The 26,393-nt window shown below is 70.0% G+C and carries 28 protein-coding genes and 1 pseudogene; 16 read left to right on the forward strand and 13 right to left on the reverse strand.

Going from position 1 to position 26,393, the window contains the following annotated elements:
• Positions 1-41: 41 nt before the first annotated feature.
• Positions 42-1,100: a C40 family peptidase gene (locus tag EOT10_RS35170; protein ID WP_127832446.1), complete on the forward strand. Its 1,059-nt coding sequence runs from the start codon at positions 42-44 to the stop codon at positions 1,098-1,100.
• A 524-nt stretch (positions 1,101-1,624) separates the two neighbouring features.
• Positions 1,625-2,923, forward strand: coding sequence for a PP2C family protein-serine/threonine phosphatase (locus EOT10_RS35175; RefSeq protein ID WP_127832447.1), 1,299 nt, complete (start codon positions 1,625-1,627; stop codon positions 2,921-2,923).
• A 70-nt stretch (positions 2,924-2,993) separates the two neighbouring features.
• On the opposite strand, the gene EOT10_RS35180 is transcribed toward EOT10_RS35175, so the two are convergent.
• The 3 genes from EOT10_RS35180 to EOT10_RS35190 form a co-directional block, all read right to left on the reverse strand.
• Complete coding sequence (locus EOT10_RS35180) at positions 2,994-3,335, reverse strand: DUF2516 family protein (protein WP_127832516.1); 342 nt, start codon at positions 3,333-3,335, stop codon at positions 2,994-2,996.
• A gap of 147 nt (positions 3,336-3,482) precedes the next feature.
• Positions 3,483-4,079, reverse strand: coding sequence for a hypothetical protein (locus EOT10_RS35185; protein ID WP_127832448.1), 597 nt, complete (start codon positions 4,077-4,079; stop codon positions 3,483-3,485).
• A gap of 28 nt (positions 4,080-4,107) precedes the next feature.
• Positions 4,108-4,542 carry a helix-turn-helix domain-containing protein gene (locus tag EOT10_RS35190; RefSeq protein ID WP_127832449.1) on the reverse strand — a complete coding sequence of 145 codons (435 nt, stop codon included), beginning with the start codon at positions 4,540-4,542 and terminating at the stop codon, positions 4,108-4,110.
• A 189-nt stretch (positions 4,543-4,731) separates the two neighbouring features.
• Between EOT10_RS35190 and EOT10_RS35195 the strand changes: the two genes are divergently transcribed.
• Both EOT10_RS35195 and EOT10_RS35200 read left to right on the forward strand, forming a co-directional pair.
• On the forward strand, positions 4,732-5,517 hold the full coding sequence (locus EOT10_RS35195; protein ID WP_127832450.1) for an SMI1/KNR4 family protein: 786 nt from the start codon (positions 4,732-4,734) through the stop codon (positions 5,515-5,517).
• A gap of 40 nt (positions 5,518-5,557) precedes the next feature.
• Positions 5,558-5,971, forward strand: a complete 414-nt coding sequence (locus EOT10_RS35200; RefSeq protein WP_127832451.1) for a DUF5958 family protein — start codon at positions 5,558-5,560, stop codon at positions 5,969-5,971.
• Between the two features lie 18 nt (positions 5,972-5,989).
• Here the strand turns inward: EOT10_RS35200 and EOT10_RS35205 are convergent, their stop codons facing one another.
• Entirely contained in the window at positions 5,990-6,583 is a 594-nt protein-coding gene (locus EOT10_RS35205; RefSeq protein ID WP_127832452.1) for a DUF4240 domain-containing protein, read from the reverse strand.
• A gap of 57 nt (positions 6,584-6,640) precedes the next feature.
• On the opposite strand from EOT10_RS35205, the gene EOT10_RS35210 reads away from it, so the two are divergent.
• The 5 genes and pseudogenes from EOT10_RS35210 (at position 6,641) to EOT10_RS35230 (ending at position 11,812) form a co-directional block, all read left to right on the forward strand.
• On the forward strand, positions 6,641-6,907 hold the full coding sequence (locus EOT10_RS35210) for a hypothetical protein (RefSeq protein WP_127832453.1): 267 nt from the start codon (positions 6,641-6,643) through the stop codon (positions 6,905-6,907).
• A gap of 82 nt (positions 6,908-6,989) precedes the next feature.
• Positions 6,990-7,742 carry a TnsA-like heteromeric transposase endonuclease subunit gene (locus EOT10_RS35215; RefSeq protein WP_223281377.1) on the forward strand — a complete coding sequence of 251 codons (753 nt, stop codon included), beginning with the start codon at positions 6,990-6,992 and terminating at the stop codon, positions 7,740-7,742.
• Positions 7,739-9,778 carry a Mu transposase C-terminal domain-containing protein gene (locus tag EOT10_RS35220; RefSeq protein WP_223281378.1) on the forward strand — a complete coding sequence of 680 codons (2,040 nt, stop codon included), beginning with the start codon at positions 7,739-7,741 and terminating at the stop codon, positions 9,776-9,778. Before EOT10_RS35215 ends, EOT10_RS35220 begins: the two co-directional genes overlap by 4 nt.
• Positions 9,775-10,828: pseudogene (locus EOT10_RS43265) on the forward strand (AAA family ATPase). Before EOT10_RS35220 ends, EOT10_RS43265 begins: the two are co-directional and overlap by 4 nt.
• Before the next feature lie 3 nt (positions 10,829-10,831).
• Positions 10,832-11,812: a TniQ family protein gene (locus EOT10_RS35230; protein WP_127832455.1), complete on the forward strand. Its 981-nt coding sequence runs from the start codon at positions 10,832-10,834 to the stop codon at positions 11,810-11,812.
• Between the two features lie 210 nt (positions 11,813-12,022).
• Here EOT10_RS35230 and EOT10_RS35235 read toward each other — a convergent pair whose 3' ends face one another.
• Positions 12,023-12,439 (reverse strand): helix-turn-helix transcriptional regulator, encoded by a 417-nt coding sequence (locus EOT10_RS35235; RefSeq protein ID WP_127832456.1) that lies wholly within the window; start codon positions 12,437-12,439, stop codon positions 12,023-12,025.
• A gap of 198 nt (positions 12,440-12,637) precedes the next feature.
• Here EOT10_RS35235 and EOT10_RS35240 point away from each other — a divergent pair, with 198 nt between their 5' ends.
• The 4 genes from EOT10_RS35240 (at position 12,638) to EOT10_RS35255 (ending at position 16,145) form a co-directional block, all read left to right on the forward strand.
• Entirely contained in the window at positions 12,638-13,426 is a 789-nt protein-coding gene (locus EOT10_RS35240; RefSeq protein WP_127832457.1) for an SDR family oxidoreductase, read from the forward strand.
• A gap of 88 nt (positions 13,427-13,514) precedes the next feature.
• On the forward strand, positions 13,515-14,000 hold the full coding sequence (locus EOT10_RS35245; protein WP_127832458.1) for a MarR family winged helix-turn-helix transcriptional regulator: 486 nt from the start codon (positions 13,515-13,517) through the stop codon (positions 13,998-14,000).
• Between the two features lie 148 nt (positions 14,001-14,148).
• Entirely contained in the window at positions 14,149-15,618 is a 1,470-nt protein-coding gene (locus tag EOT10_RS35250; RefSeq protein WP_127832459.1) for an MFS transporter, read from the forward strand.
• Between the two features lie 62 nt (positions 15,619-15,680).
• Positions 15,681-16,145, forward strand: coding sequence for a TIGR03618 family F420-dependent PPOX class oxidoreductase (locus EOT10_RS35255; protein ID WP_127832460.1), 465 nt, complete (start codon positions 15,681-15,683; stop codon positions 16,143-16,145).
• 9 nt (positions 16,146-16,154) lie between these two features.
• Here the strand turns inward: EOT10_RS35255 and EOT10_RS35260 are convergent, their stop codons facing one another.
• The 5 genes from EOT10_RS35260 to EOT10_RS35280 all read right to left on the reverse strand — a co-directional run bounded on the left by EOT10_RS35260 (position 16,155) and on the right by EOT10_RS35280 (position 21,821).
• Complete coding sequence (locus EOT10_RS35260; protein WP_127832518.1) at positions 16,155-18,155, reverse strand: HelD family protein; 2,001 nt, start codon at positions 18,153-18,155, stop codon at positions 16,155-16,157.
• Positions 18,156-18,286: 131 nt separating this feature from the next.
• The gene (locus EOT10_RS35265; protein ID WP_127832461.1) at positions 18,287-18,919 is read right to left on the reverse strand and encodes a TetR/AcrR family transcriptional regulator; all 633 of its coding nucleotides are present in this window, start codon (positions 18,917-18,919) and stop codon (positions 18,287-18,289) included.
• 71 nt (positions 18,920-18,990) lie between these two features.
• Positions 18,991-20,097, reverse strand: coding sequence for an aminoglycoside phosphotransferase family protein (locus EOT10_RS35270; protein WP_223281382.1), 1,107 nt, complete (start codon positions 20,095-20,097; stop codon positions 18,991-18,993).
• 105 nt (positions 20,098-20,202) lie between these two features.
• A complete protein-coding gene (locus tag EOT10_RS35275; protein WP_223281383.1) occupies positions 20,203-20,943 on the reverse strand; it encodes an HAD family hydrolase in 741 nt (246 codons plus the stop codon).
• The gene (locus EOT10_RS35280; protein ID WP_127832463.1) at positions 20,943-21,821 is read right to left on the reverse strand and encodes a GntR family transcriptional regulator; all 879 of its coding nucleotides are present in this window, start codon (positions 21,819-21,821) and stop codon (positions 20,943-20,945) included. The genes EOT10_RS35275 and EOT10_RS35280 overlap by 1 nt, the downstream gene beginning before the upstream one ends.
• A gap of 126 nt (positions 21,822-21,947) precedes the next feature.
• On the opposite strand from EOT10_RS35280, the gene EOT10_RS35285 reads away from it, so the two are divergent.
• Positions 21,948-22,136, forward strand: coding sequence for a hypothetical protein (locus EOT10_RS35285; RefSeq protein ID WP_127832464.1), 189 nt, complete (start codon positions 21,948-21,950; stop codon positions 22,134-22,136).
• Positions 22,137-22,315: 179 nt separating this feature from the next.
• Positions 22,316-22,501 carry a hypothetical protein gene (locus EOT10_RS35290; RefSeq protein ID WP_127832465.1) on the forward strand — a complete coding sequence of 62 codons (186 nt, stop codon included), beginning with the start codon at positions 22,316-22,318 and terminating at the stop codon, positions 22,499-22,501.
• Between the two features lie 74 nt (positions 22,502-22,575).
• Here the strand turns inward: EOT10_RS35290 and EOT10_RS35295 are convergent, their stop codons facing one another.
• From EOT10_RS35295 to EOT10_RS35305, 3 genes are all read right to left on the reverse strand, one after another.
• Entirely contained in the window at positions 22,576-23,829 is a 1,254-nt protein-coding gene (locus EOT10_RS35295; RefSeq protein WP_127832466.1) for a GNAT family N-acetyltransferase, read from the reverse strand.
• Positions 23,830-24,147: 318 nt separating this feature from the next.
• Positions 24,148-25,110: an asparaginase gene (locus EOT10_RS35300; protein ID WP_127832467.1), complete on the reverse strand. Its 963-nt coding sequence runs from the start codon at positions 25,108-25,110 to the stop codon at positions 24,148-24,150.
• Between the two features lie 87 nt (positions 25,111-25,197).
• Positions 25,198-25,818, reverse strand: a complete 621-nt coding sequence (locus EOT10_RS35305) for an RsiG family protein (RefSeq protein WP_189492495.1) — start codon at positions 25,816-25,818, stop codon at positions 25,198-25,200.
• Between the two features lie 141 nt (positions 25,819-25,959).
• Here EOT10_RS35305 and dtd point away from each other — a divergent pair, with 141 nt between their 5' ends.
• Positions 25,960-26,385: a D-aminoacyl-tRNA deacylase gene (gene dtd, locus EOT10_RS35310; RefSeq protein WP_127832468.1), complete on the forward strand. Its 426-nt coding sequence runs from the start codon at positions 25,960-25,962 to the stop codon at positions 26,383-26,385.
• Positions 26,386-26,393 lie beyond the last annotated feature (8 nt).

The following is a 26,393-nucleotide window of genomic DNA, read 5'->3' on the forward strand; positions in this document are numbered from 1 at the left end:
GTTACTGACGGTAAATCAGATTCGCTTTGGGGGCGGGCGCGATGGGCAAGCGGAGCACGACGGTCATGGCGGCCGTGGCGCTGGTGTGCGCGATGGGCGTGCTGACACCGGGGGCCGCGTACGCCGCGCCCACGCAGCCGGCGCCACCGACGACGGCCGACCGGGGCGCGGACCTGGAGCAGGTCCGCGCACAGCTCGACCGGCTCTACCACGACGCGGCCGTCGCCACGGAGGCGTACAACGCGGCGGAGGAGAAGGCCCAGAAGCAGTCCGGCCAGATCGTCGAGCTGGCCAAGGACATCGTGAAGGGCCAGCAGAAGCTGGACCGCCTCAAGGCCCGCGCGGGCGCGGCGGCCCGCCAGCAGTACCGCGACGGCGGGATTCCTCCCGGGGCGCAGCTGATGCTCTCGGACGACCCCTCCCGGTTCCTCGACGGCGCCGACCGCCTGCGGCAGGGCCAGCACGCCACCAAGGGACTCATGGGCGAGCTCACCCGGACCCAGCAGGACCTGCAGACCTACGCCCAGGACGCCGAGCGGAACTGGCAGAAGCTCGAAGCGGGCCGGGTCGCGAAGGCCAGGGCGAAGAAGAAGATCAAGAGCAAGATCGCCGCCGCCGAGAAGCTCGAGTCACGGCTGGAGAAGAAGGAGCGGGAGCGCCTGAAGGAGCTGGAGCTGCAGGCCGAGTACAAGCGGCAGACGGCCTGGCTCAGCTCAGGCGCCCTCAAGGACGTCAGCGGCAGCGCGTCGGCGCGGGGCAAGAAGGCGGTCGCGTTTGCCACCGCGCAGATCGGCAAGCCGTACGTGTGGGGCGCCGAGGGGCCGGGCTCGTACGACTGCTCGGGGCTGACCTCGCAGGCCTGGTCGGCGGCCGGGCGGCCGATCCCGCGGACCTCGCAGGAGCAGTGGAAGCAGCTCAGACACGTCGACATCAAGGACATGCGCCCCGGCGACCTGATCATCTACCACGACGACGCCAGCCACGTCGGGATGTACATAGGGGACGGCGCCATCGTGCACGCGCCCCGGCCCGGACGGAACGTGACGATCGCGGGCGCGGGCTCGATGGCGATCCTCGGGGTGGTCCGCCCGGACGCGTGACGCGCGCGGGGTGACGCGTGCGGGGTGCGGGGTGCTGGGTGCTGGGTGCCGCGCGCTGGGTACTGCGTGCCGGCGGGGGCTGCGTGCCGGGGGCTGCGTGCCGCGTCTCACGTCTCACAGGGGGCGGCCGGACCTATTGAGCCCGTCCGGCGATTGAGGACGAGCCCGAAGGGCGATATGCCCCGCGCCGGGCACATGGCGCCGAACACATGGCACCGGCCACATGAGGGCCGGACACATGGCGCCAGCCACACGCGGCCCAGACGCCCTCCGGTGACCTGCGCCACGTGACCCAGGGCACTGGAACGGCTCCGGTTGCACCCCTCCCACGTGACCTTCGTCATCCCCGGAACCCCCGCCGAAGCCGCTGACGTGCCCAATTCCGTTACCTGATGCGGCATATGACAGTGGCGGTTCGCCTCTCAGCATTCCGTTGCCGGGCCGCGTACCGCTAAGGTCCACCGTCGGTGGTGCGACGACCTTCGCTCCACCACGCCCTCGGGGGGAGGGAAGGAAACCGAGCGATGCCCGTACCCGTACCGCGGCAAAGAGCGATCCCAGCCGTGGAAGCTGGTCAGGCTCCGGCTGTGCCGTCGCCTCCTGTCGTGCTGCCCGCGCAGCAGACGGCCTCCGGCGCCCACAGCGGCAAAGGCGGCCCCCTGACGCTCCTCGTCATCGAGGACGACCCCACGGCCTCCCTCAGCGTGCCCGAGCTGACCGACTCGGCGGGCAAGCCGATCCGTATCCGCACCGCGCGCAACCTCACCGAGGCCGAGCGGCTGCTCACCGACGACGTCCACTGCATCCTGCTCGACCTCGCCCTGCCCGCGCCGGGCGCCGCCGCCGCGGACGCCGACGAGCTGGCGACCCTGCGGCACGTCCTGCGCCTCGCGCCGCGGCACGCCGTCCTCGCCCTCACCGCCTCCGGCGACGCCGAGCGCGGCGCCGAGGCCGTGCGCGTCGGCGCCCAGGACTACCTGTTCCGCGACGAGCTGGACGGCCGCCTCCTCGGCCGCGCCGTCCGCTACGCCGTGGAGCGCAAGCGCGCCGACATCGCACAGCGGGGGCTCGCGGAGTCCCGGCTGCGCGCGGAGGAGAACGCCCGCCTGGAGCGCGGCCTGCTCCCGACGCCGCTCCTCGGCGGTTCCCCGCTGCGTTTCGCGGCCCGCTACCGCCCCGGCCGCTCCCGCGCGCTGCTCGGCGGCGACTTCTACGACGCCGTCCGCACGCCCGACGGCACGGTGCACGCCATGATCGGCGACGTCTGCGGGCACGGCCCGGACGAGGCGGCGCTCGGTGTCGAACTGCGCATCGCCTGGCGGGCGTTGACGTTCGCGGGCCTGTGCGGCGACGAACTGCTCTCCACGCTCCAGCAGGTCCTCGAACACGAGCGGGAGGACGACGAGATCTTCGCGACGCTGTGCACGGTCGACATCGCGCCCGACGGCCGCAGCGCAGGCCTGTGCCTGGCGGGCCACCCGTCGCCGCTGATCTCACGCCCTGGACGGCTCGCGCGGCTGCTTCCCTACGAGGACAACGGCCCGGCGCTCGGACTGCTGCCGCGCGCCCGCTGGCCGCGCCGGCAGGTGGACCTCGGCCCGACGTGGAGCCTGATGCTCTACACGGACGGCCTGATCGAGGGGCGCGTGCCCGGCGGGAAGTACCGCCTGGGCCAGGACGGCATGGTGGAGATCGTGCGCCGCAGGCTCGCGGAGGGGCTGCGCGGCGAGGAACTCATCGACGCGGCGGTGAACGAGGCCCGCGACCTCAACGGCGGCGACCTCACGGACGACGTCGCCGTCGTCCTCCTGGACCGGGGCTGAAACCGGGTCTGAACCAGGGCTGGACCCGGGGCTGACCCGCCCAGCGATCCGAGGGTGCGGGGGTGCGGGCTCAGCGCCCGCCGTTGTACGGCCCGTACGGACCGTCGCTGCTGGAGCCGCCACCACGGCGGCCCCGGCCGCCGCCCGACACCTGATGGAGCGCGGGCCGCACGTCCACGAAGAACACGATCGTCGCGACGAGCCCCGCGAGCTGCAGGAACAGCATGGGGACGAGCAGATTCACCGCGACCGTGATCCCGAGGATGATCAGCCAGAACATCTTGTTCTGCTTGTCCGCCGCCCGGTACGCGTCCTCACGGGCGACAGCGGCCATCACCAGAGCGACCACCGCGAGCACGAGCATGGCGGTGTAGATCAGCCACATCAAGCCGCCGAAAGCCGACATCAGCACAACGCCCACCACCCGAGTCAGGTCAGTCCTACGCGGTCACCGTACCCGGAGAACGGACCGGACACCCGGTAAGTGCCCGGCCCGCCCCGAGGTACGTCGCGCCGCTATCGCAACAGCAACCGCAACCTCAACCTCAACCGCTGCCGCTTACTTCGCGGAGGGCGAGGTCTTCTTCGCGGTCGTCGTCTTCTTGGCCGGGGCCTTCTTCGCCGCCACCGGCTTCTTCGCGGACGCGTCGGCCGGCGCGGGCTTCGCGGCAGCCGGCTCGTCGGCGACTACGACGGGCTCCGCGTCGGGCTCGACGGCCTCGGCGACCTCGAGGATCTCCTCGGCCGCCTCGCCGCGCCACGCCCGCACGGTCTCCTCGCCGTGCTCGGCGACCTTCTCGTACGTCTCCCGCGCCTTGACGGCGTACTCGGCGGCGACGCCGACACCGCGCAGCGCGAGGTCCTGAGCGGTCTCGCCGAACTTCTTCAGGTCGGTGTCGAGGTTGCCGAGCACCTCGGTGACCTTGGCCTGGATGGCGGCCTGGGCCTCCTTGGCGCGGCCGGCCGCCTTCTCCTGGACTTCCTTCGGGTCGGTGTTGCGCACGGCCTCGAACCGGGCCGGGGCCTCGGCACGCAGCTGCTCCACGAGGCCGGGCACCTTCTTCGCCTGCTGGTAGGCCAGCTCGGCGGTGCCGGCGGCGAAGTACAGGGGGGTCGGGTTGCTGAGGGTCTTGCGCAGGTCTTCGGTGATGGCCATGGCGTGGTCCTCCCGGATCACATCGGCTTCAGCTTGAGGGTTCGGCGTCGCCCAGGTCGGCCGTGCGGGGGCCGTCGTCGGGGCTTCCTACTTCGTCCGCGCCGTGCTGGACCTCGGTCCCGTTCTCTTTCCTGAAGGACTCGTAGATCTGCAACAGCACTTGTTTCTGGCGCTCGTTGAGCGAGGGGTCGGCGAGGATGACGGCGCGCGTCTCCACTTCGTCCCGCTCCCGCTCCGCATCGAGGATCCCGGCCCTCACGTACAGCGTCTCCGCGGAGATCCGCAGGGCCTTGGCGACCTGCTGAAGGACCTCCGCGCTCGGCTTGCGAAGCCCGCGCTCGATCTGGCTCAGATACGGATTGGACACCCCGGCGGCATCGGCGAGCTGCCTGAGCGAGAGCTGCGCGCTGCGGCGCTGCTCCCGCAGGTAGTCACCGAGATTGCCGACGTTGAGCGATGCCATGCTCCGATACTGCCCCGACCGCGCTAACTTTTGCAAGCAGCCGCTTGCAAAAGTGTTCCAGACCACCCGGAAGGCCGAACCCCCCAGAGGGCCGATGTCCGTTCTCAGTAGATGTGGCGAGTTCCAGTGGTTCTGGCAAACGACCTGGCGGAGTCCCGGCGAAGCTGGCCGGCCTGTACGGTCCACCGCATGGTTGACGAGTTCGATGTGGCTCAAGCTCTGCGCGGTGGGATACCAGACAGGGCGCGAGCCTGGGCCTTCGTTCGGGACTTTGCCGCAGCGTGGGCGGAGCCGCTCGCCGACGGCGCGGGTACGCGAGCGGAGGAGCTGGAGCGAGCCGAGGAGATGCTGGGGCTCACGCTGCCGACCGCGCTGCGCGAGGCGTACTCGCTTCTCGGTACGCGTCACGACCTCACCGGCAACCAGGACCCGCTGCTGCGCCCTTCCGAGCTGTTCGTGCACGACGAGTTCGGTGGAGTGCTCGTCTTCCGCAGCGAGAACCAGGGATGCGCTTTCTGGGGAGTGCGGCTGCGGGACCTCGGTCAGGACGATCCGCCGGTGTTCGTCCAGTCACGGGATGGTTGGGTCCGCTACCTGGAGCGGGTCTCCTTGGCCTGTATCGAGCTCGTACTCAGCGAGACACTGCTTGGCGGCGGAGGACGGCTCTACAACGCCTGCGAACTTCCCGCCAGCCTGATTCGAGAGCTACCGAGTCGGTTCGCGCCGGTGGAGTTTCCCGAGTACCCGATGTGGACGGGGAAGGAAGAGTCACCCGTGTGCTGGTTTTCCGCGCCGGGGAAGCTCTTGCGGCTCGACGGACTGAGTGACCACAGCTGGCTGCACGTTCGGGGAAGTACGTTCGCCGACCTGGAGTCGCTCTGCGCCGCCCTCCCCGGCCACTGGGTACGTGGGTACTCAGAGCCGTTGGAAGCCGACGAACTGCCTTTCGAGGCATCCGAGGGTCTGCTTGGATGACCGGGAAAGTCTGTGAACCGAGCGCAACGGGGGCGTGTGGATGGCTGATCCGTACATCATTCTCAACGAACTCGCCCAGGAGCTTCGGCCGATGCCACAGGGAATCGAGTGGTTCGAGGGCCTCTCGACTGAGGAGCAGTCCAACACCCTGCGCCTCCTGTCACATTTCTGCATTCAGGCCCGCGCCACCGCCGAGGACGGCCCGGAAAGTATCCGACGCGCCGGGCTCCGCGCCACGCACACACCGGCAGTTCTGATCACACGAGGGCGGATCGACCAGCAACTCGGGAAGATCGCCAGTCTCACCCCGCACGACGAGCGACTCAAGTCATTCCGGCTACTGATCGCGGTGCTGGCCGTCGCCGACGAACGCCGACGAGAGCGCTTCTGCTCCGACGGTTGCGGCCACGCGTGGCATCGCCTGTCTGTCGACACCCCCGAAGCCTCAGCCTGATCCCTCGCGCTTTCGCGCCTACCGGGCCAGTGGCCGGAGGGGAAACATCGCGCTCAGCCTCGGCAGTTTGCGCATCGCTTCGTCTTCGCATCGCACGTCCCACTGCTCGCCGCGCGGCCCTGGATTGCCGCCTACAGCGCCCTGCTCGGCTTCGACGGCTTCATAAAATGCGTCGCCGCAGTCGTCATCCGCGCGGGTGAGTAGTCCATACGCCTCCATGGCGACGTAGTCGAGAGACTCCCACTCCGGCCAGCCGTCGTTCCAGAGCTCCCGAGGGCGACCCACCAGGCACTGAACCTCTGGAGTGTCGGCCAGAGCGTCGGGATCGATCACTGCCCGCGCGAAGGCTTCCCGACCGATCCCCACCATCCACAGGCCGAAGTAGCAGAATCCGTCGTCCGAACACCAGCCGCCGAAGATCCGCTCCGCAGCAGCCCATAGATCCCAGGTGAAGGCTTCGTGCGTCACTTCGTCCAGGCGAACCTGGAACTGCACGATCTCTGTCAGCGGCCTCCGCGACAACTCGTCACGCAACCACGTCAGCCGTTCGTCCCGGCCCCGCGTCTGCCGTCGGCACTCTTCGATGAGCTTCCAGAAGGAATCGATGTCCACGGCGGCACTGTGCCAGACACCTCTGACACCTCAGGGTCGGCGAACTATGTTCGAGCAGTGGAGAACACGGAGATCATCATCAAGCTCACCTCTGATGAAGCGCTGGTCCTGTCGGACTGGCTGGAGCGAGTGCAGATGACGGACCTCAGCCGTCTCGTCGACGACGAGGCCGTCTGGGCGCCCATTCATAGGCTGGCCGGAACGCTCGACAAGTCCCTGCCTGGGATCTTCGCAGCGGACTATGGCGAACGCCTGGACGCGGCGCGTCGCAGGCTTCGACCCGCCTCAGACGATCTCGCCAGTGATCATGAAGACTCTGACTGAGCTGGCTCGCAGCATCACTCACATGAGGGGTTTCAGCCCAAAACTTCTGGTGGATTCCCATTGATTCTGGACAGTGAAGTCCATGGGGTTGGGCGGGACGAGTGATACGGCACCGCTGGACGTGGGCGGATTCGAGGTCGGTTGGCGGGATGCCAAAGGTGAACACCGCCGACCGCTGAGTGAGGCGGAGGAGGTCGAGTTCGAGACGGGACTGCCAGTACGTGGTTTCCCTTCATACCGCGGCCAGCGGAACTTCCCGGGCCTGTACTGGTCGGCCACAACAGGCGGGCATGTGGGGTTCGAGTCGTGGCTGGAGCGGGATCACGCGATGCTGCTGGACTTCACACCCGAGGTGACTGGTCTGCTGTCGCAGCCGCTGTGGCTGTTCTGGCAGAACGACAAGGGCCGGGTGGTCTCGCACGCGCCGGACTACTTCGCACGGTTCGAGGACGGCCGGGGATTGCTGGTGGACTGCCGGCCTCTGGACCGGGTCGACGAGCGGTCGGCGGCCAAGTTCGCCGTGACGCGGCTGGCTTGTGAAGCGGTGGGCTGGGGCTACCGGGTGGTCGGGATGGTGGACCCGGTCCGGATGGCCAATGTCCGCTGGCTGGCGGGGTATCGACACCCTCGGCATGCGACCACCGCGGGGATGGCCGAGCGGCTGATGGCGGTGTTCTCGGTGCCCTCACCGCTGGTGGGGCAGGCGTCACTGTTGGGTGACCCGATTGCGGTGCTACCAGCGGTGTTCCACCTGCTCTGGGCGGGGCGGCTCCGGGCGGACCTGGCCAAGCCACTGACGGACACGACGCTGGTGTCGCGGACAGAGTCGTGGTGAGCGGACGGGCGGCGCTGCGAGTCGGCGACCAGGTCCGGCTCGACGAGCGGCTGCACACCGTGGTCGGATTGTCAGGGACGCTGGTGCGGCTGTCCGACGAGGCTGGGCGGGCGAGTCTTGTGCTACTGCCTCACCTACTGGCCGCCGAAGGCTTCGAGTTCCTTGGTCAGCGGGACGGGTCACCGGTAGTGGCGCCCTTCGCGTTGCTGGACACCGTTCCGCCACTGGAGGCAGAGAAGGCCACCGCCTGGGAACAGCATCTACTGGAGCTGGAGTCCGGGCGGCAAAGCGGTATCGGAGCCGGGGCGGGGCCGCGGCCGGAGTACGACCCGGCCCGGCATACCTTGGAGGAGCGGATCGCCGCGAAGGCCACCGAGTTGCGTGCCCTGGGCTGGACGGTGAGCGCGCGGACGGTCGAGAGGATGCGGACCCGCTACCGGGATCAAGGGGTCTGGGGGCTGGTCGATCACCGCAAGACCCGTCTGTCCTCGCCGACGGGCCGGGCTGATGAGCGGGTGGTGGCAGCCGTCGCGGAGGTGCTGGCCTGCCAGCTGAACGAGTCGACTGGGACACGAAACCGGGTGCGGCGCCGGGTCGAGGCCCTGCTTGCCGAGCAGCACGGGGCCGGGGTGGTGCCGATGCCGTCGAAGACGACGTTCTACCGGCTTGTCGAGGCAGTGAGCGCGGGCACGCACGCCTTCGGTTCGGCTGCTTCCCGCCGCTCCCAAGCTCGTCGGCCCGAGGGAATGTTCACGCCGTCCGCGGCCTGCCGACCGGGCGAGCTGGTACAGATCGACACGACTCCACTGGATGTGCTGGTGATCCTGGAGGACGGGGTGAGCGGTCGTCCGGAACTGACTATCGCCGTTGACGTGGCGACCCGGACAATCTGCGCGGCGGTGCTGCGGCCGGCGGGCACCAAGGCGGTCGATGCGTCGCTGCTGCTGGCGAAGATGCTGGTCCCCGAGCCGCTGCGGCCGGGCTGGCCGGAGGCCCTGGCCCTGTCGGCGACGCTGATTCCGCACGCCCGGCTGCTGGACATCGACGCCCGGCTGGAGCAGGCCGCCGCGAAACCGGTGATCGTCCCGGAAACCATCGGCATCGATCACGGCAAGGTGTTCGTCTCCGACGCGTTCATCGCCGCCTGTCGGTCGCTGGGCGTCTCCGTGCAGCCCTCGCGGCCCGCCACTCCGACGGACAAGGCCATCGTGGAGCGGACGTTCTCCTCCATCAACACCCTGTTCTGCCAGCACGTTTCCGGCTACACAGGCTCCAACACGGACCGCCGCGGCGCGGGTGTCGAGGCGGTATGGACGCTCGCCGAACTCGATGACCTTCTTCAGGAATGGATCGTGGCCTGCTGGCAGCAGCGGCCGCACGACGGGCTTCGTAGTCCGTTCCTACCCGGCCGGTCGATGTCACCCAACGACGCGTACGCGCTGCTTGTGGCCCGCACCGGCTACGTCCCGCTGCCGCTGAGCGGTCTCGACTACCTCGAACTGCTGCCGGCGGTCTGGCGGTCGGTGAACGACTACGGAATCCGTATCGACCATCGCACCTACAACTGCCCGGAGTTGGCTCCGCTACGGCGCCAACCTTCGGGATTGGCCGCGAAAGGCGGTCTCTGGGAGGTCCACTACGACCCCTACGACCTGTCTCAGGTCTGGGTACGCAACGCGCGCACCGGAGAGTGGATCACGGTTCCGTGGACACACCGGCACCTGGTCTCGACACCGTTCGCGGACTTCACCTGGCGCCGAGCCCGGGACCTGCTTGCGATGCGGGGCCAGGACGACACCAACCAAGCCGCCGTGGCCGCAGCAGTCGACCAGTTGCTGACGCGGGCGGAAACCGGGCCGGACCGCCGTATCGCGGCCCGTACCCGCGCCGCCCTGGAGCCCGCCCGGTCCGTCCCTGCTCTGCCGCAGGCTTCAGCTCCGGAAGACGCCGAGGACGAGACCACCGTCCTGGAGCAGCCGTCGAACGTCATTCCCTTCGGCGTCTTCGACGCCTTCACCGACGGGAGCCGCCTGTGAGCGAGGCTCCACCACAGGACATCGCCAACCCGCAGATGTCACTGACCACGAAGGAAGGCTGGCGGGCGTTCGTCGACGAGAACCCTGAGCCCCCGCCGTCACTCCCGTCCGGCACCGTCCTGGATGAGGGCGAGCTGGAGTCCTACAGGGAAGCGCGGGTCGACTACCACACACGATCCGTCATCGTGAACACTCCGACGATCCGCGGCGTAGTCACTACGGGTCGCAAACGCATCGTGCTCAACCGGCACCAAATCTCCGCCCGTCGCGGCCTGATCGTGTCCGGTTCGGCCGGCACCGGCAAGACCACAGCGATCACCCAGCTGGGCAAGAACGTCGAACAGATCACCCGGCGGCGCAGCCCCAACGCCGTCGGCGGACTGCCGGTCGTCTTCGTCACCGTCCCCCCCAGCGGCTACCCCGAAGATGCTCGCAGGCGAGTTCGCCCGATTCCTTGGCATCCCGCTGGAGCACCGCATGAGCCAGGTCCAGATCACCAACGCCGTCTGTGACCTGCTCGGAAAGCTCGGCACCACACTCGTCCTGGTCGACGAGATCCACAACCTCGACCTGACCACCCGCAACGGAGCCGAGGCATCCGATCAGCTGAAGTACCTCTCGGAACGGATCGCGGCCACCTTCGTGCTTGCTGGTCTCGACGTCGAGACCAGCAGCCTGTTCCAGGGCACTCGCGGACAGCAGATCGCCGGCCGCTACACGGTCATCCCCTCCCGACCCTTCGGCCACAAGAACCGCGCGGACAAGGAGAGCTGGCAGGCCCTGGTGGTGACGATGGAGGACTCCCTGCGACTACACGCCCATCGTCCCGGCACCTTGGTCGCCATGGCCGATTACCTTCACGAGCGCACTGGCGGGCTGATCGGCAGTCTTTCCCAGCTCATCCGAGAAGCCGCAGTCGACGCCATCGACAGCGGAACGGAAAAGATCACCAAGCGCATGCTCGACGAGATCGAGCTCGACCACGCTGTCCAGAAGACCCGGGCCGATCGCCCCCGAGCCAAATACGCCCGCAGGCCGAAGGCGGCCTGAGCAATGGAGCCCTGGGAAGCCCCGGTCAGGCTCCTGCCCCTTCCTCTGCCGCCTGTTCACGGGGAGGTCTTCGGCTGGTATCTGCACCGCCTCGCCGCCGCCAACCACGTGACGTCGGGCCAACTGGCGAAAACCCTGACCCCTTTCAAAAATGCGCTGATCGGCAAGCGGACGGACACGTTATGGCGCTGGACTCCGATGGTTCTGCCGCGGCTGGCACTCCTGACGGGTCTCCCTCACGAGACCCTTCGGATGCTATTGCCAGCGGTCTCCCGGATTGAGGCGCGTACCGGAGGCGAGGTGATCCGCTACCGGCGGCGTCTCTACGTCGCGTGCTCGCACTGCATGCATCGCCGTGGAATCACCGAACCAGTCCTCGCGCATCGCCCCGCCGATCTTCAGCTCTGCCGCCGACACGGCATCTGGCTCGACGGCAACCGCCAATACCGCGTCGGCCACCTTCCAGAACTTGTCACCGCTCAACACCGGCACCGGCGAATCGCCCGCCGCTTCCCCGACACCCTGGAAGCAGCGACGAAGGAAGCGCAGCACATGGTCCGATCCTGGCTTCTGAACAAGAAGCAGCCCCATCTGCTCTCACGCTGGAACGACCGTCTCGCGCAACTCCCGCCCAGGGAGGCCATCTACGAGAACATCATCAGGCGACGCGTCGACGAGCGGGAGTTCATCGCCACCTACCCGGAGTTCGTCACCATGCTCGGCATGGTGGCCGACCCTGCTTGGCGAGCACGACGGGCACCTCGCCAATGGGGGAACCTAAGCCAGCACCGGCGCACGATCGACGCCGTCTACGCAGAAGCCGAGCACCGGCTCAACGTCCCATCTCTCCGGGAGAATCGACACTCCCACACCTTCTACAACGACGCCCTCTTTCGCTGGACTGACTCCCTGGGACGATCACTGATGCTGGTGACGACGCCGGACGACCACGACGCCCTGCGGGAAGAGTCCCACCAGAACTGAAAAGCACCAGGCCACGGCCGTGCCGTCCGACAGAACAAATGGGACCGTCCCAGCTCTCGCTCAAGCAGGCGCATCACTGCGCAGATCCACTGGGCCGCCCGGCTTCCAACCCGTCCCAGCAGAACTGACAAGGCCCAGGTCAGAGACACCTCCTCGATCCAGATCTTTTGGGAACGGACAGCCGAACCCCCGGAAAGCCGAGGACGCGCCCTACGACCGCGCGTCGTCGGCGGGGCGGTTCCTGACCGGACGTGTGTGGATCTTGGCGACGCAAGCCGGCATGACCGCGCTGTCGTCGTGGGGGCCGGCCCGGTACGCGCTCGGGCTCTCGCCGACCAGTTCGGTGAAGCGCGAGCTGAACGACCCGAGCGACGTACAACCCACCGCGAAGCAGACCTCCGTCACACTCAGGTCGCCCCGCCGCAGCAGCGCCTTGGCCCGCTCGACACGGCGGGTCATGAGGTAGCTGTACGGGGTCTCGCCGAAGGCCGCGCGGAAGCTGCGCGAGAAGTGTCCGGGCGACATGTGGGCGCCGCGCGCGAGCGCCGTCACGTCGAGAGGCTCCGCGTAGTCGCGGTCCATCGTGTCCCTGGCCCGGCGCAGTCGTACGAGGTCCTCAAGCGTCACGCCGCCAGCCTACGGGCGCCGCCCGGCCCGCGCAGGCGTTCGCGCCCGTCGCGCCCCCGTCGCGCCTGGTCAGCGACTTTTTCCCGGCCCTCGGTCACATTTCCCGCCCGGCAGGGGTCAGAGAAGCAGACCTCGGAAATCCCGACGGTCCCGAAGATCTCGAAGATCCCTGAAATCCCTGAACCCACAGGAGCAGCCATGACCGCACCCATCCTGGTCACCGGTGGCACCGGCACGCTGGGCCGCCATGTCGTCCCCCTGCTGCGCGAGGCCGGCCGCACCGTGCGCGTCCTCAGCCGACACGGGCGCGAGGCCGCCGACGGAGTCGAGTACGTGAGCGCCGACCTGCTGAATGACAACGGCGAAGGGCTGTGCGACGCGCTGGACGGAACGGAGATCGTCCTGCATCTCGCGGGCGGCCCCAAGGGCGACGACGTGGCGACCCGGAACCTGGTGCGGGCGGCGCAGCGGGCCGGGAGCGTGAAGCACCTCGTGTACATCTCGGTCATCGGCGCGGACACGGTCCCGGTCGCCTGGCTGCGGAACAAGCTGGCCGCCGAGCAGGCCGTCGCCGGGTCCGGCATCCCGTTCACGACGCTGCGGGCCGCCCAGTTCCACGACCTCGTCCTGACGGTGGTGGAGAAGATGGCGAAGCTGCCGGTGCTCCCAGTGCCGGGCGGCCTCCGCTTCGAGCCGGTCGACGCGCGCGACGTGGCGGCCCACCTGGTGGAACTGGCGCTCGGCGAGCCGGCCGGCCCGGTTCCGGACCTGGCCGGTCCCCGGGTGTACGGGATGGCAGAGCTGGGCGGCGGCTACCTCGCGGCACGCGGCAGGCGCCGCCCGAAGCTGCCGGTCCGCATCCCCGGGAAGGCGGGCCGCGCGTACCGGGCGGGCGAGAACCTGGCCGGCGCGGGGGCCACGAGGGGCGGCCGCACGTGGGAGTCCTTCCTCGCCGAGCGCGTCACCGGCCCCCAGACCGATGACTGATGGCTGATGGCTGATGGCTGATGGCTGATGGCCGATGCGGAAAGTCGCAGATAATCCGCAACGGATCAAATTCGCTACCCTGGCAGGCATGACCTCCTCGGCGACCACCCGCACCGAACCGGACCTCTCCTTCCTGCTCGACCACACCAGCCACGTGCTGCGCACGCAGATGGCGGCGGCCCTCTCCGAGATCGGCCTCACGGCCCGGATGCACTGCGTACTGGTGCACGCCCTGGAGGATGAGCGCACCCAGGCGCGGCTCGCCGAGATCGGCGACATGGACAAGACCACGATGGTGGTGACGGTCGACGCCCTGGAGAAGGCGGGCCTCGCCGAGCGCCGCACGTCCGCGCGGGACCGGCGCGCACGGATCATCGCGGTCACCGAGAAGGGCGCGCAGGTCGCCGCGCAGAGCCAGGCGATCGCCGACCGCGTCCACGAGGAGGCGCTCGGGGCCCTCCCCGAGGCGGAGCGCGAGGCACTGCTGCGCGCCCTGAACCTCCTGGCCGAGGGCCATCTCGCCACCCCGGCGGAGAGCCCACGCCCGGCCCGGAGGGCACGCCGCGAGAGCTAGAAGCCTCAAGCCCTCAAGCCTGAGGCCTGAAGCCTGAAGCCTGACGACGAATCCGAACTAGATAGTCTGCAACGAAACCATCTGCTACGGTCATTCCTGTCGGCCCGCAGCGGCTCCCGCCGCGGCCTTTTCTCAGGAGATGCCCGAGATGCCAGCCGTTTCCGCACCACCCCACACCCGTTCGGCCCCCCGCACCCGTCCGGCACCCCGCACCCCCGGCCGCTCCCGCCGGGCGGCCCTCGGTGTTCTGGCCACGGGAATGCTGATGACGGTTCTCGACGGCAGCATCGTGACCGTCGCGATGCCGGCCATCCAGAGCGACCTGGGGTTCACCCCGGTCGGCCTCAGCTGGGTCGTCAACGCCTACCTGATCGCGTTCGGCAGCCTGCTGCTGCTCGCCGGGCGGCTCGGTGACCTCCTCGGACGCAAGCGCCTGTTCCTGGTGGGTACGGCGGTCTTCACCGCGGCCTCGCTCCTGGCGGGCGTGGCCACGAGCCCCGGGCTCCTGATCGCCGCGAGGTTCCTCCAGGGCGTCGGCAGCGCGCTGGCGTCCGCCGTCAGCCTCGGCATCCTCGTCACGCTGTTCACCGAACCCCGCGAACGAGCAAGGGCCATCGCCGTGTTCAGCTTCACCGGCGCCGCCGGAGCCTCGGTCGGGCAGGTCCTGGGCGGCGTACTCACCGACGCGCTCAGCTGGCACTGGATCTTCTTCATCAACCTGCCGATCGGACTCGCGACCCTCGCGGTCGCCGTGCCCGCCCTGCCCCGTGACCGCGGCCTCGGGCTCAGGGCCGGTGCCGACACGGCCGGCGCGCTGCTCGTCACCGCCGGGCTGATGCTGGGGATCTACTCCGTCGTCAAGGTCGAGGAGTACGGCTGGGCTTCGGCGCACACGCTCGGGTTCGGCGCCCTCGCCGCCGTCCTGCTCGCCGGGTTCTTCGTCCGGCAGGCCAGGGCCCGTACGCCGCTCATGCCGCTGCGGATCCTGCGCTCGCGCAGCGTCGCCGGGGCCAACCTGGTCCAGATGCTGATGGTGGCCGCCCTGTTCTCCTTCCAGATCCTGGTCGCGCTCTACCTTCAGAAGGTGCTCGGCTACGGCGCCGCGGCGACCGGCCTCGCGATGCTCCCCGCCGCCGCGGTCATCGGCGCGGTCTCCCTCGGCGTATCGGCCCGCCTCAACGCCCGCTTCGGCGAACGCACCGTGCTGCTCACCGGGATCGTGCTCCTCGTCGGCGCACTCGGACTCCTCGCCCGGGTCCCCGTACACGCGCACTACGCCACCGACATCCTCCCGGTGATGTTCCTCGCCGCCGGATTCGGCCTCGCCCTGCCCGCGCTGACCTCGCTCGGCATGTCCGGAGCCGGCGAGGCCGACGCGGGGCTCGCCTCCGGCCTCTTCAACACCACCCAGCAGATCGGCATGGCCGTGGGCGTCGCCGTGCTCTCCACGCTCGCCGCGTCCCGCACCCGGCAGCTCACGGCACACGGCGCCACCCGCGCCGAGGCCCTCACCAGCGGCTACCACCTGGCCTTCACGATCGGCACGGGTCTCCTCGTCAGCGCGTTCGTGATCGCGTACGTGGTGCTGCGCAGCCCCCGCAAGACGCCGACGAACTGATCGCCCCCCTCCTCCCCTCCCCCTCGCCCACCACCACGTCACACCCCGCCGACGGAGGCGTCATGACAGCGAAGAGCGGCCCCGCACCCCGGATCCTCACCGACGAAGAGCTCCACCTGCTGCTCGCCCGAGGGCAGTTCGGGACGCTGGCGAGTGTCCGGCGCACCGGGCATCCACATCTGTCCACCGTGCTCTACCACTGGAGCCCCGAGGAGCGCGTCGTGCGCGTCTCCACCACGGCCGACCGCCTCAAGGCCCGCCAGCTGCGGAGCGACCCGCATGCCGCGCTGCACGTCAGCGGCCCCGACGTGTGGTCCTTCGCGGTCGCCGAGGGCGAGGCCGAGGTGTCGGAGGTGACGGCCTCGCCCGGCGACGCCGTCGGCCGCGAACTGCTCGCCATGACACCGGGGTTCGACGACGCCGGGCAGGAGGCGGAGTTTCTCGCCCAGCTGGTCGAGGAGCGCCGCGTGGTGATCAGACTCCACGTCTCCCGGCTCTACGGAACGGCCCTCGATTTCCCGAAGTGAACGGGCCGCTCAGGGTGCCGCGGGGAACGGCAGCGGGCGGCTGTGCACGATGTCGAGGCGGGACACGGCGCGGGTCAGGACGACGTACAGCCGGTGCAGACCGCGGCGCTCGGCCTCGGCGACGGCGGCCGGTTCGACGGCGACCACATGGTCGTACTCGAGTCCCTTGGCGACGGATGCGCCGAGGACGGTGACGCGGGCGCGCGGGTCATCGGGGCCGCCCACCTCGATTCCCGCCGCCGTCAGGGCGGTCCGGAGCGCCGACACCGGTTCGCCGTCCGCCGCGACGACGCCCACCGATCCCTCGTGCGCCAGTGCTCCGCGCACGGCGTCGACGGTCTCCGCGAGCACGTCGTCCGCCCGGCGGATCCTCAACTCCCCGTCCTGGCGCAGGGAACGGGCCGGTGGCACGTCCACGTCGAGCAGGCCGAGGAGGCGGTTGGTGAGCGCGACGACCATGCCGGGGACGCGGAACCCGGTGGTCAGGGGCGCGACCAGGGCGTCGGGTTTACCCAGGTGGCCGAGCAGTTCGGGCCAGGTGCGGGCCGCCCACGGCGTGGTGCCCTGCGCGAGGTCGCCGAGCACGGTCAGCGATCCGAACGCGGCGCGGCGGGCGATCGAGCGGGCCTGCATCGGGGAGAGGTCCTGGGCCTCGTCGATGACGATGTGCCCGTAGCCGGCAGGGTGTTCGAGGAGCCCGGCGACCTCGTCGAGGAGGACCAGGTCCGCCGCCGACCACGCGGCCGACCGGTAGGAGCGCGGGGGCTTCGCCCACAGGATCGCCTGCTGCTCGCCGACGTCGAGGATCCCGTCGGCCGCGGCGGCGAGCGCGTCCGCGTCGCCGAGGAGCGCGGCCACGACCTCCTCGGGCCGCACCCGGGGCCACACCGCGTCGACGTACGCGCTCATCGGCCGGGACCGGCCGGTCTTGTGCAGCCAGAGGTTGTTCACCGGGCCCGACCTGCGTTCGGCCTGCTCCTGAAGATGCCGCAGGGCCCGGCTGCGCACGCGCTCGCGCCCGGTCGCGTACGGCGGTTCCTCCTCCCGTACGGCCTCCACGATCCGCGTGAGCACGGCGGACGGCACCCGCCAGCGGTACGAACCGTCGGGTACGGCGAAGGAGTCGGGGGCCGCGTCGGGCCGCACGCGCGCGTAGAGGGCGCGGCGCAGGACGGCGGCCATCCGGGCGTCGTGCTTCACGGCGGCGGCGGAATCGGTGTCCTCGTACATCCGCGCCTTGCTCACCGCCGCACCGCACTCCTCGACGAGGATCTCCTCGACCGTGGACTGGCGCACGCCGCTCTCGCCTAGCGCGGGCAGCACCTCGGAGATGTAGGTGAGGAAGGTGCGGTTGGGCCCGAGGATGAGCAGTCCGCCACGCTGGACGCGCTGGGGGTGGGTGTAGAGGAGGTACGCGGCCCGGTGCAGGCCGACCGCCGTCTTTCCGGTGCCGGGGGCGCCCTGTACGCAGACGGAGGCGGCGAGGCCGGCGCGGACGAGGTCGTCCTGTTCGGGCTGGATGGTGGCGGCGATGTCCCGCATGGGGCCGACGCGGGGCCGCTCGATCTCGCGGGCGACGATGCGGCTCTCCCCCACGGACACGCCGCCCTCCGCCTCGAGCCACTCGTCCTCCAGGCCGGTCAGGTCGGCGGAGTCGCCCTTGCTGCCGGGGGCCCAGCCGAAGCGGCGACGGACCGCGACGCCCTGCGGCTCCTGGGGGCCAGCCTGGTAGAAGGCGCGCGAGACGGGGGCGCGCCAGTCGACGACGAGGGGCGGGGCGGCCGGGTGCTCGCTGATACGGCGACGGCCCACGTGGTAGCTCTGCCCGGCGTGGTCGCCCGCGCTCTCCCTGGCCGCGAAGTCGAGACGCCCGAAGAAGAGCGGAACGTCGGGCAGTTCGTGAAGTTCCTTGGCTTTGCTGCGCAGTTGGTGGCCGAGCACTTCGGCGTCGGCCCCGGAGGCGGAGACGTCCTCGCCGACGACGACCTGTTCGTCGGCGCCTTCGATCATCGCGGCGAGGGCGGCCCGGCAGGTGTCGTGGTGGTCGCGTTCCTGGGCGAGGGTGCGGAGGTCGGCGGTGTCAGTCACCCCACGACGATAACGTAACCGAGTAACATTTTTAACCCAGACTCATGACAGCCTCACGAGGGGCCGATCGCCCCGAGCCCGCCCTCCAACTGCCGGAACCCCAGCTCGGCGGCGGCCACGGCATCCGGCGCCACGTCATCCGCGCTCTCCCCCGCGGCGATCCGCCGCCAGTTCTCCATGGCGAGAACGCGCTGCACGGCAAAGATCTGCCCGGCCCCGAGCGCCGCCTCGACCCCTTCTCCCAGCGCGTCGGCAAGCCTTTTCTCCGACCGCTCCTGATACCCGTAGGCCCGCGCGACCAGCGAGGGCGTCCCGTAGAGCAGCCGGTGGAAGGCGAGCACCGCGGGATGGTCGTTCAGGCCGGTCACCGGGTCGCGCCGCTCAAGCCCGTCGAGAAAGTGCGCCCGCAGCGCGGCGAGCGGCGTCACCCCGTCGCCCCGCCCGGACACGACCCGCGCGGCCTCGTCCTCGTGGTCGGCGAACCGGTGCAGGACCAGGTCCTCCTTGGTCGGGAAGTACCGGAAGAGGGTCGGCTTGGAGATCTCGACGGCGGCCGCGACCTCGGCGACCGACACGTTGTCGAACCCCTTCTCCAGAAACAGCCCGATGGCCGCCTCGGAGATCGCCTGATACATCCGCCGCTTCTTCCGCTCACGGAGGCCCATCTCACCGGTGTCGCCACTCATGCCGGGAAGCGTACGGGCCCGGGCGCGCCCGTCTCGCCGCTCATGCGGGGAACGTACGCAGGCCGCCGGTGTCACACGCCTGCGACGGGGGCAGTCGCCTGCCCCGCCAGCCAGCGGGCCAGCTCGTCGGCGATCCGGTCCGCCGAGGGGACCGACTCCAGGCCGAGGGGGACGGTCGCCGCGGACACGATGTCGTGCAGCTTGACGGCAGTCAGCCGGAGCAGCGATCCGTCCCGGACCGGGGAGGCGCCGAGCTTCGTCGCGGACCTGATCACATCGGTGTACACCGACTGCGCGGACTTGTAGTCGATCAGGAGCGGAAGGTCCTTCTCCCAGCCCCGGGAGCTGCCCTTCCTGACGTCCTCGACGCTGTCGCGCCACGCGTCGACGACCTCTTGGACCTGCTCCTGCGGGTAGCGCATGAGGTACAGGTGGGTCGCCAGGTCGTACAGGGGGTCGCCGAACATCGCGAGTTCCCAGTCGATCACCCAGAGCCGGGCGGCCGGGTCCACGATGAGGTTCTCCCGGTGGAGATCCGCGTGCAGCAGGCAGAAGGGGCGCTCCACCATGCCCAGGACATGCTTCCGCAGGCGCGTGAAAGCCTCGCCGTCCAGTCCCAGGCTCGTGAAGAGCCCGCCGAACCGCTCCTGGTTCTTTTGGTACACCTGCTTTTCGGTGAACCTGATCAACCGCTCCAGGAATTCCGCCGAGTCCCCTTCGGGCGCCTGGTCCTCCTTGGTGCAATTTCTGGCAATGGAGAGCGATTCAGGGCGCACTACGGCCATTTCATGGAACACCGCGCCCAGTTGGCCGCTGATATCCGCGGGGGCCGGGCGGCCCTGTTCGTGGAGGGAGCCGAGCGTGCTCCCCTCGATAAACCGCTGCAGCGGGGTGCCCTCGACCTCAACCACCTCGGGAATGCGCGACACTCGGCCCTTCAGGGCTCTGAGCAGCGGCTCTTCCGCTGTGAAGCAGCGCCGGTCGAACCAGAGGAGCCCGCTGCGCGGCTCCCGGCACTTCCAGCGGCCTGCCAGGGACGGGTCGTCCGTACGAAGAAAAGGGAGGACATAGGTCTCGTGGTGATGACCTTTGAGCGGCCCCTCGATCGACTGTTCGTCACCACTCAATGCGACAGCACGCCGCCAGGCCGCCGTCTTCGTCGTCGGGTCGGTTTTCATCGCCCATTCTTTCGCCAGGAGTAGCACCAGCGTTTTCGAAGTGGAGGAGTACGGTACTCCGCCACGCCGCTGCGTCCCAGAATCAACGGTGTGCGGGCGGAACCGTCACCCCCGCTCCCGCACCACCTGAAGCACCGGCTCCAGGGAGGACACCACCGCCTCCGCGCCCGCTTCCCTCAGCACCTTCGCCTTGCGTTCGTTGCGGGCGTAGCCGAGGAACGCGATGCCGGCCGCGGTTGCCGCCTCGAAGTCCGACGGAGTGTCGCCGATCATCAGGGACGCTTCGGGGGTCGCGCCCAGGGCGCCGAGCGCTCGTTGGACGCAGTGCGGGTGGGGTTTGAGGAGGTGGAGGTCCTGGGTGCGGCCGTAGACGTGCGGGGCGAAGCAGGTCGTGAGGCCGCGTGTGGCCAGGTAACGGGAGGCCACCGCCGGGGAGTTGTTGGTGGTGACGGCCAGGTGCGCGCCCACCGCGAACCAGGTCCTGATCAGCGGGTCGGCGTACTGCGTGGGCCAGGCCGAGGCCACCGCCGTCAGCTCCTGCTGGGTGAGGCGTTCCTCCAGCTCGACGACGAGGTCGCTGCCGGGGCTCCTGCGGTCGACCGCGCGCAGGACGGCGTGCGGGTCGGGTTCCGCGCGCTCCTCCTCGGTGAGCAGTCCGTGCAGGCCGCGCTCCTCCAGCCAGCGCACCTGATCGACGGCCACCCGTTCCGCGGAGTGCCCGGCGAAGAGCCGGCAGATCGGCCCGTCGAAGTCGAAGAGCACGAAGCGCGCCCTTTTGATCAATTCCCGCAGTGATTCCGTCGCTTCAGCCACCGGATCAGTCTGCTTCGTTGCATCAGAAGTCACTAGGAGAGTGTCAGGTCCGTGGTGATGGTTTCCCAGAGGGCGTCGAACCACTTCTGCGATTCCTCCACGAACGCGGTGTCCCGCTGCCCGCTCCGCTTCTCGAACGAGAACAGCAGCGACTCCGTGCCGAGCGTGTCGTACAGGTCGAGCGTGCCGCTCTCGACCTCCTCCTCGCGCCGCGTGACCAGGTAGTACGAGAGCAGCGCCTCGCTCCCGTTCAGCACGTAGAGCTTGACCGGCGGGGTGAAGGGCAGCGCGCGGAACGTGACCTTCACGTCGATGCCGTGCGAGGACCGCAGCGCGCGCAGGTTGTGGCGCAGCACCAGGCCCTGCGCGTTGCGCTGGTCGAGCCAGCGCCGGTGCACGACGTCGTCGTGGCCCGCGCCCTCGACGGGGACGGGGAAGGCGAGGGAGATGTCGCGGCTGGGCAGCAGGATGCGGACGTCGACCGAGTCGGGGTGCACGCGGCCCTCGTGGATGAGGCGCACCGGCTCGCCGAGCGCCATCATCAGGGTCTCGGCGGTGAGGCAGACGGCGTCGATCCGCACGTGGGGGGCCGCGAACGCCTCGGACAGGCGCGGGGCCAGGCCGACCATCGTGGGCTGCGGTTCGTCGCGGGCCGGGGCCTGTGCGGCGATCCTCGGGGGGCTGCCCTTGCTCACGTTGCTGAGGAGGCCGTCCTCCTGAAGTGAGCGCAGGGCCTGCCGTACGGTGCCGCGCTCCACGCCGAACTCCCCGGCCAGCTCCGCCTGCGTGGGCAGCCGCTCGCCCGGCCGGAGTTCACCCGCCTTGATGCGCGCCCGCAGGACGTCGGCGATCGCCTGGGGGGAGGACCTTCTGCTGCCGTTCACTGCAACGTTCTCCTGGGTCACAACCAAACGCTACAACTAACCGCTATTTGGCGGGAGTTGTTGAGGAGTTGTTTATTCCCTCCGGCCAAGTGGGGACAACTTCAGTGTAGTTGGTTGCCAACTTGGAGCAAGATGGCCTAAGGAGGAACCGCCATGCCCGTCCTCACCTTGCTGTCCGCGGTGTGCGTCGTCACGTTCGAGCAGCTGGTCCAGTGGCAGTACGGGCCCGCCGGGATCGCCGGCCTCCTGCTCCTCACGATCGGCGCCAGGACGAAGAGCCCCACGTGCAGTTCCGTCGGGGCCGTGCTGCTGGCCCTGATGCTCGCCCGCCCCGCACTCTGACGCTGATTATGACCCCACAACTTCCCGCCATCTTACGGGAGTTGAGGAAAAGGTGGTTAGGAGTCGGTGTTCGGCGGAGATAAGTACCTTGGAGTTGGTCGCCAACTTGGGCCACTTGGACGACATGGTCAGCAGCCCGGAAGGTTGGCTACCAGCTCCCGGACTGAAGGGGGACAGACATGCCGTTCATCGCCATCGCCGTAGCAGCCCTCGCCATCGGATTCGAGCAGCTCATCCAGTGGAAGTACGGGCCGCTGGGCATCATCGCGTTCGTCGCGCTCTCCATCGGCCTCAAGGCCAGGAACAACGTCATCAGCGGAATCGGAGCGGTGATCCTCGTGATGCTGCTCTCCCAGAGCGGCTGACCGGGCTCCCTTCCGGAGGGGAGCCGGGAGCCCGGTCACGCCTCGGTGTCACAGCACGCCTCAGGAAGTGCGCCTCAGAAGATGTCCGGGCACCAAGGTCGCCTGGACGTACGCAGCAGGGCGTCGGCGACGGCGGCGGCGCCCGCCTTCTCCTCCCGGACGCGGCCGAGCGCGGCGAGCCGCACCGCGGACTCGTCACCCAGCCACAACGTCCCCAACTCGCTCACGTCCAACGTGAGTTCGGCTTCCTCTGAGGTCGGCGCGCACACCGCACCCCCGGGCTCCGCGTCCAGGCGGTAGCGGCCCCCGGAGAGGCCGGCCGCGTCGTCGACCTCGATGACCAGCGATCCCGGTACCGCGTACGTGCGCGCCTCCAGGGCCCGTACGACGTCGAGGATCCGCACCCACAGCCAGTCGGCCTGCGTGACGACGCCGGCCGCCCGCGGGTCGGGCAGCAGATGCGGGAGCAGGTCGTCCGGGGCCCGGTAGCCCGTGCGGACGGTCGTGACCCAGTCGACGGAGCAGACGTAGTGCCACAGCGCGCGCTCGGCGGCCGGGGTGACGGCGATCAGGTCCCGGACGGTCGCCGTGTTCCGCGGCTGCTTGCTGTCGCCCCAGGCGTCGTCGGTGGCGTAGACGATCAGGCCCTCGGGCTCGCCGTTCGCCGCGCGGTAGACCGCGTAGAACGGCTCCTTCCAGGGTTCCTCGGGGGTCGCCGCGAGGCCCGTGTTGCGGCGCCACCACAGCTCGTCGCGGTCGACGACACCGTGCCGGGTGGCCCGTAGCCGCTCGTGCAGCTCCGGGCCCGTCTTGCGGACGTCCTCACCGTCGACGAGATCGACCCGGCCCCCGTCGTCCGGGCCCGCCCGGCGCGGGTCGAGACCGGTGCGCGGGACGTCCACGGCCCACTCGGTGAGGGAGGTGGCGGGGCCGAAGCCGTAGCGGCCGTAGATCGGGTACTCGGCCGCGATGAGCGTCGCGACGACATCACCGCGGGCCTTCGCCTCCGCCAGGTCGGCGGTCATCATCCGGCTCAGCAGGCCGCGCCTGCGGTGTGTGGCGCTGACCGTGACGTTCGAGATCGCGTCGGCGGGGACGGGGGCGCCGCCCGGCACGGTCAGTTCCTGCGGGAACGAGCGGAACGTGGCGACGCAGCGGCCGGCGTCGAACGCGCCCCGCACCCGGGAGACGCGGTTCTCCTCCCGGCGCTTTTCCAGGGTTTCGGGCGACACGGGGGTGCTTCGCAGGAAACCGGTGTTCAGGGCGCGGGACCAGTCGGCGAGCTCGTCGTCTGTGATCGGACGTACGTCGATGTCGTCACGGTTCATCTGGTCACGCTAAGCGTGTGGGGGTGGGGTGTCACCTGGATTTGGCGGGCCCGCGGGAGGCGTGGTCGGCGCCACCGCAATGGCACCCTGCGCGCGGGCTGTGCCCACCCTCCCCCAGCTCTCGGCTTCGCTCGAGCCGGGGGACCCCCATCGCCCCTGGCGGCCCAGCTGCCCACAGAGGGAGCGAGCAGGCAGAGGCAGCCACGGGCGGGCGCAGGTGGGCACAGTGAGTGCAGGCGCGCCTGGGCGGGCACAGCGCGCGGAGCGAATGCCGCGCGCGCAGCGTGCAGGCAGGCACAGCGAGCGCAGCGTGCAGGGCTAGAACGTCGCCCTGATCTCGCCCACCACTCCGCCGCCCCCGTGCAGCGGGGCCTCGCCGATGCGGGGGACTATGTCGCCGTCGACGCCCAGCATGGCCAGCGCGCGGGCCAGGACCGGGCCGAGGGCGCGCGTCGCGCCGTCGTCGATCTTGAAGGCGAGGGCGCGTCCGTCCGGGAGCGCCACGGCCTGGACCGCCTCCGCGCCCATCTTCGACAGGGCGCCCGGCACCGCGCGCATCAGCCACGTGTCGGGGCGGCGCGTACCGGCGACGTACTCGGGGTGCGCCCGCATCGCGTCGGCGACCCGGCGCTCCGGCGAGCCCTCGGGGGCGAGCACGAAGTGCCGGAAGGCGCGGGCGAGGCCGGTGAGGCTGATGGCCATCAGGGGCGCCCCGCAACCGTCCGTACCGACCGCCGCGACGGGCTCGCCGGCGGCCTCCTCGACCACCTCGTGGATGAGGCGCTGGAGCGGGTGCTCCGGGGCGAGGTACGAGTCCTTGGGCCAGCCGTTCAGGTCACAGGCGGCCAGCATCGCCGTGTGCTTGCCGGAGCAGTTCATCGTGATCCGCTCCCGGCCGGCGCCCGACGCCAGGTAGCTCTCGGTCTCGACCGGGTCGAGCGGCAGGTCGGGCGGGCACTGGAGCTCGGACGCGGTCAGCTCGTGCTCGGCCAGCATCTTCTGGACGAGGTCGAGGTGGAAGGTCTCACCGGAGTGGCTGGCCGCCGCGAGGGCCAGGCGCTCGCCCGAGAGGTCGAGGCCGGCGCGCAGCACGCCCGCCGCCTGCATCGGCTTGTTCGAGGAGCGCGGGAAGACCGGCGCGGTCACGTCCCCGAGCGCGTGTTCCACACTGCCGTCCGCGGCGAGCACCACCAGGCTGCCACGATGGTGGCCCTCGACGAAGCCGGAACGGACGACCTCGGCGAGGACCGGGGGTATGGCTGCGGCGGAGGAACGGGACATGGGTGGTGGCCTTCCGGGGCGGGTCCATGGCGGGCCATGGACAGACCCGCCCCGGCACGGGCCACCGGGATCACCGGTGCGGCCGCGTCACGCGAGCAGGTCGTCTACTTGTGCTTCTCCTTCACGGTACCTGCGGGCGATCTCGGCGCTGCAATCGTCGGCCGTCGTCTGGAGCAGGTGACGGCGCCGGGAGACCTGCTGCTCGTAGCGGACGAGGCGGCCCATCGCCGTGTGCAGCTCGTCGTCCGTCCGGGCGTCCAGGTCGGAGAGCTCGACCTCCGCGAGCATCTCGGCGGCCAGCCCCCGGATCTCCTCGCTGCGCGGCGTGCCGAGGGTGACGTGGCGGGCGGAGGAGCGGTGGCGGGTGGCCTTGTCGGTGAGGATCTCGGAGAGCCGGTCCACGACGGGCGCCTCGGGGTCCCTGCGCCGGGCCACCTCGGCCCGCAGGATGTCGATACGGCCCTGGAGCAGCCGCCGTACGTAGCTCAGGTCGGCCTCGTCCTGCTGGGCGTCGCGGCGCAGCGTGCGCAGCTCGGGAAGCCGCAGCGCGGACAGGTCGTGGGCGGGCGCCTCGGGCAGCTCGGGGCTGCCGACCCGCTGCGTGGGCGGGCGGGGCGTGCTCAGGCGGTTCGTACCGGTGATGCGACTGGCGTGCGTCAACGAAATGGGCGCCCCTGGGGGCTGCCCGATGCTCGATGTGTGGCTCATTGCGTCCCTACCGTCCCCTCGACCGGACCGACGCGGTGCACCGCGTGGGAGCAATCGTGCCACTCCGAGTGGTCGCTCTGTGCATGAGTGCCCCTAATCCGCCCCGGATGGGCGGTTCGGGAGCACGGCATGATGGTCCGTATGCGAGCAGTGGTGCAGAGGGTGGACGGCGCGAGCGTCGTGGTGGACGAGGAAGTCGTCGGCGAGATCAAGGGCGAGGGGCTGTGCGTCCTCGTGGGGGTCACGCACGAGGACACCGAGGAGAAGGCGGCCCAGCTCGCCCGCAAACTCTGGTCCGTCCGCATGCTCGCCGACGAGAAGTCGTGCAGCGACATCGACGCCCCGCTCCTCGTGATCAGCCAGTTCACGCTCTACGGGGACGCCCGTAAGGGCCGCCGCCCCACGTGGAACGCGGCGGCCCCGGGACCGGTGGCCGAGCCGCTGGTCGACGAGGTCGTGGCGCAGCTGCGGGCCCTGGGGGCGACCGTGGCGACGGGCAGGTTCGGGGCGAAGATGCGGGTGTCCCTGACGAACGACGGCCCGTTCACGGTGCTGCTGGAGATGTAGCCACCGCG

Source organism: Streptomyces antnestii, from assembly GCF_004005495.1.
Classification (GTDB): domain Bacteria; phylum Actinomycetota; class Actinomycetes; order Streptomycetales; family Streptomycetaceae; genus Streptomyces; species Streptomyces antnestii.

Excerpts from the sequence above, each read along its gene's own strand:
- EOT10_RS35170 (WP_127832446.1), top strand. The coding sequence starts at position 42 with ATGGGCAAGCGGAGCACGACGGTCATGGCGGCCGTGGCGCTGGTGTGC.
- EOT10_RS35175 (WP_127832447.1), top strand. The coding sequence starts at position 1,625 with ATGCCCGTACCCGTACCGCGGCAAAGAGCGATCCCAGCCGTGGAAGCT.
- EOT10_RS35185 (WP_127832448.1), bottom strand. The coding sequence starts at position 4,079 with ATGGCCATCACCGAAGACCTGCGCAAGACCCTCAGCAACCCGACCCCC.
- EOT10_RS35190 (WP_127832449.1), bottom strand. The coding sequence starts at position 4,542 with ATGGCATCGCTCAACGTCGGCAATCTCGGTGACTACCTGCGGGAGCAG.
- EOT10_RS35195 (WP_127832450.1), top strand. The coding sequence starts at position 4,732 with ATGGTTGACGAGTTCGATGTGGCTCAAGCTCTGCGCGGTGGGATACCA.
- EOT10_RS35200 (WP_127832451.1), top strand. The coding sequence starts at position 5,558 with ATGGCTGATCCGTACATCATTCTCAACGAACTCGCCCAGGAGCTTCGG.
- EOT10_RS35215 (WP_223281377.1), top strand. The coding sequence starts at position 6,990 with ATGGGGTTGGGCGGGACGAGTGATACGGCACCGCTGGACGTGGGCGGA.
- EOT10_RS35230 (WP_127832455.1), top strand. The coding sequence starts at position 10,832 with ATGGAGCCCTGGGAAGCCCCGGTCAGGCTCCTGCCCCTTCCTCTGCCG.
- EOT10_RS35240 (WP_127832457.1), top strand. The coding sequence starts at position 12,638 with ATGACCGCACCCATCCTGGTCACCGGTGGCACCGGCACGCTGGGCCGC.
- EOT10_RS35245 (WP_127832458.1), top strand. The coding sequence starts at position 13,515 with ATGACCTCCTCGGCGACCACCCGCACCGAACCGGACCTCTCCTTCCTG.
- EOT10_RS35250 (WP_127832459.1), top strand. The coding sequence starts at position 14,149 with ATGCCAGCCGTTTCCGCACCACCCCACACCCGTTCGGCCCCCCGCACC.
- EOT10_RS35255 (WP_127832460.1), top strand. The coding sequence starts at position 15,681 with ATGACAGCGAAGAGCGGCCCCGCACCCCGGATCCTCACCGACGAAGAG.
- EOT10_RS35260 (WP_127832518.1), bottom strand. The coding sequence starts at position 18,155 with ATGATCGAAGGCGCCGACGAACAGGTCGTCGTCGGCGAGGACGTCTCC.
- EOT10_RS35265 (WP_127832461.1), bottom strand. The coding sequence starts at position 18,919 with ATGAGTGGCGACACCGGTGAGATGGGCCTCCGTGAGCGGAAGAAGCGG.
- EOT10_RS35270 (WP_223281382.1), bottom strand. The coding sequence starts at position 20,097 with ATGAAAACCGACCCGACGACGAAGACGGCGGCCTGGCGGCGTGCTGTC.
- EOT10_RS35285 (WP_127832464.1), top strand. The coding sequence starts at position 21,948 with ATGCCCGTCCTCACCTTGCTGTCCGCGGTGTGCGTCGTCACGTTCGAG.
- EOT10_RS35290 (WP_127832465.1), top strand. The coding sequence starts at position 22,316 with ATGCCGTTCATCGCCATCGCCGTAGCAGCCCTCGCCATCGGATTCGAG.
- EOT10_RS35295 (WP_127832466.1), bottom strand. The coding sequence starts at position 23,829 with ATGAACCGTGACGACATCGACGTACGTCCGATCACAGACGACGAGCTC.
- EOT10_RS35300 (WP_127832467.1), bottom strand. The coding sequence starts at position 25,110 with ATGTCCCGTTCCTCCGCCGCAGCCATACCCCCGGTCCTCGCCGAGGTC.
- EOT10_RS35305 (WP_189492495.1), bottom strand. The coding sequence starts at position 25,818 with ATGAGCCACACATCGAGCATCGGGCAGCCCCCAGGGGCGCCCATTTCG.
- dtd (WP_127832468.1), top strand. The coding sequence starts at position 25,960 with ATGCGAGCAGTGGTGCAGAGGGTGGACGGCGCGAGCGTCGTGGTGGAC.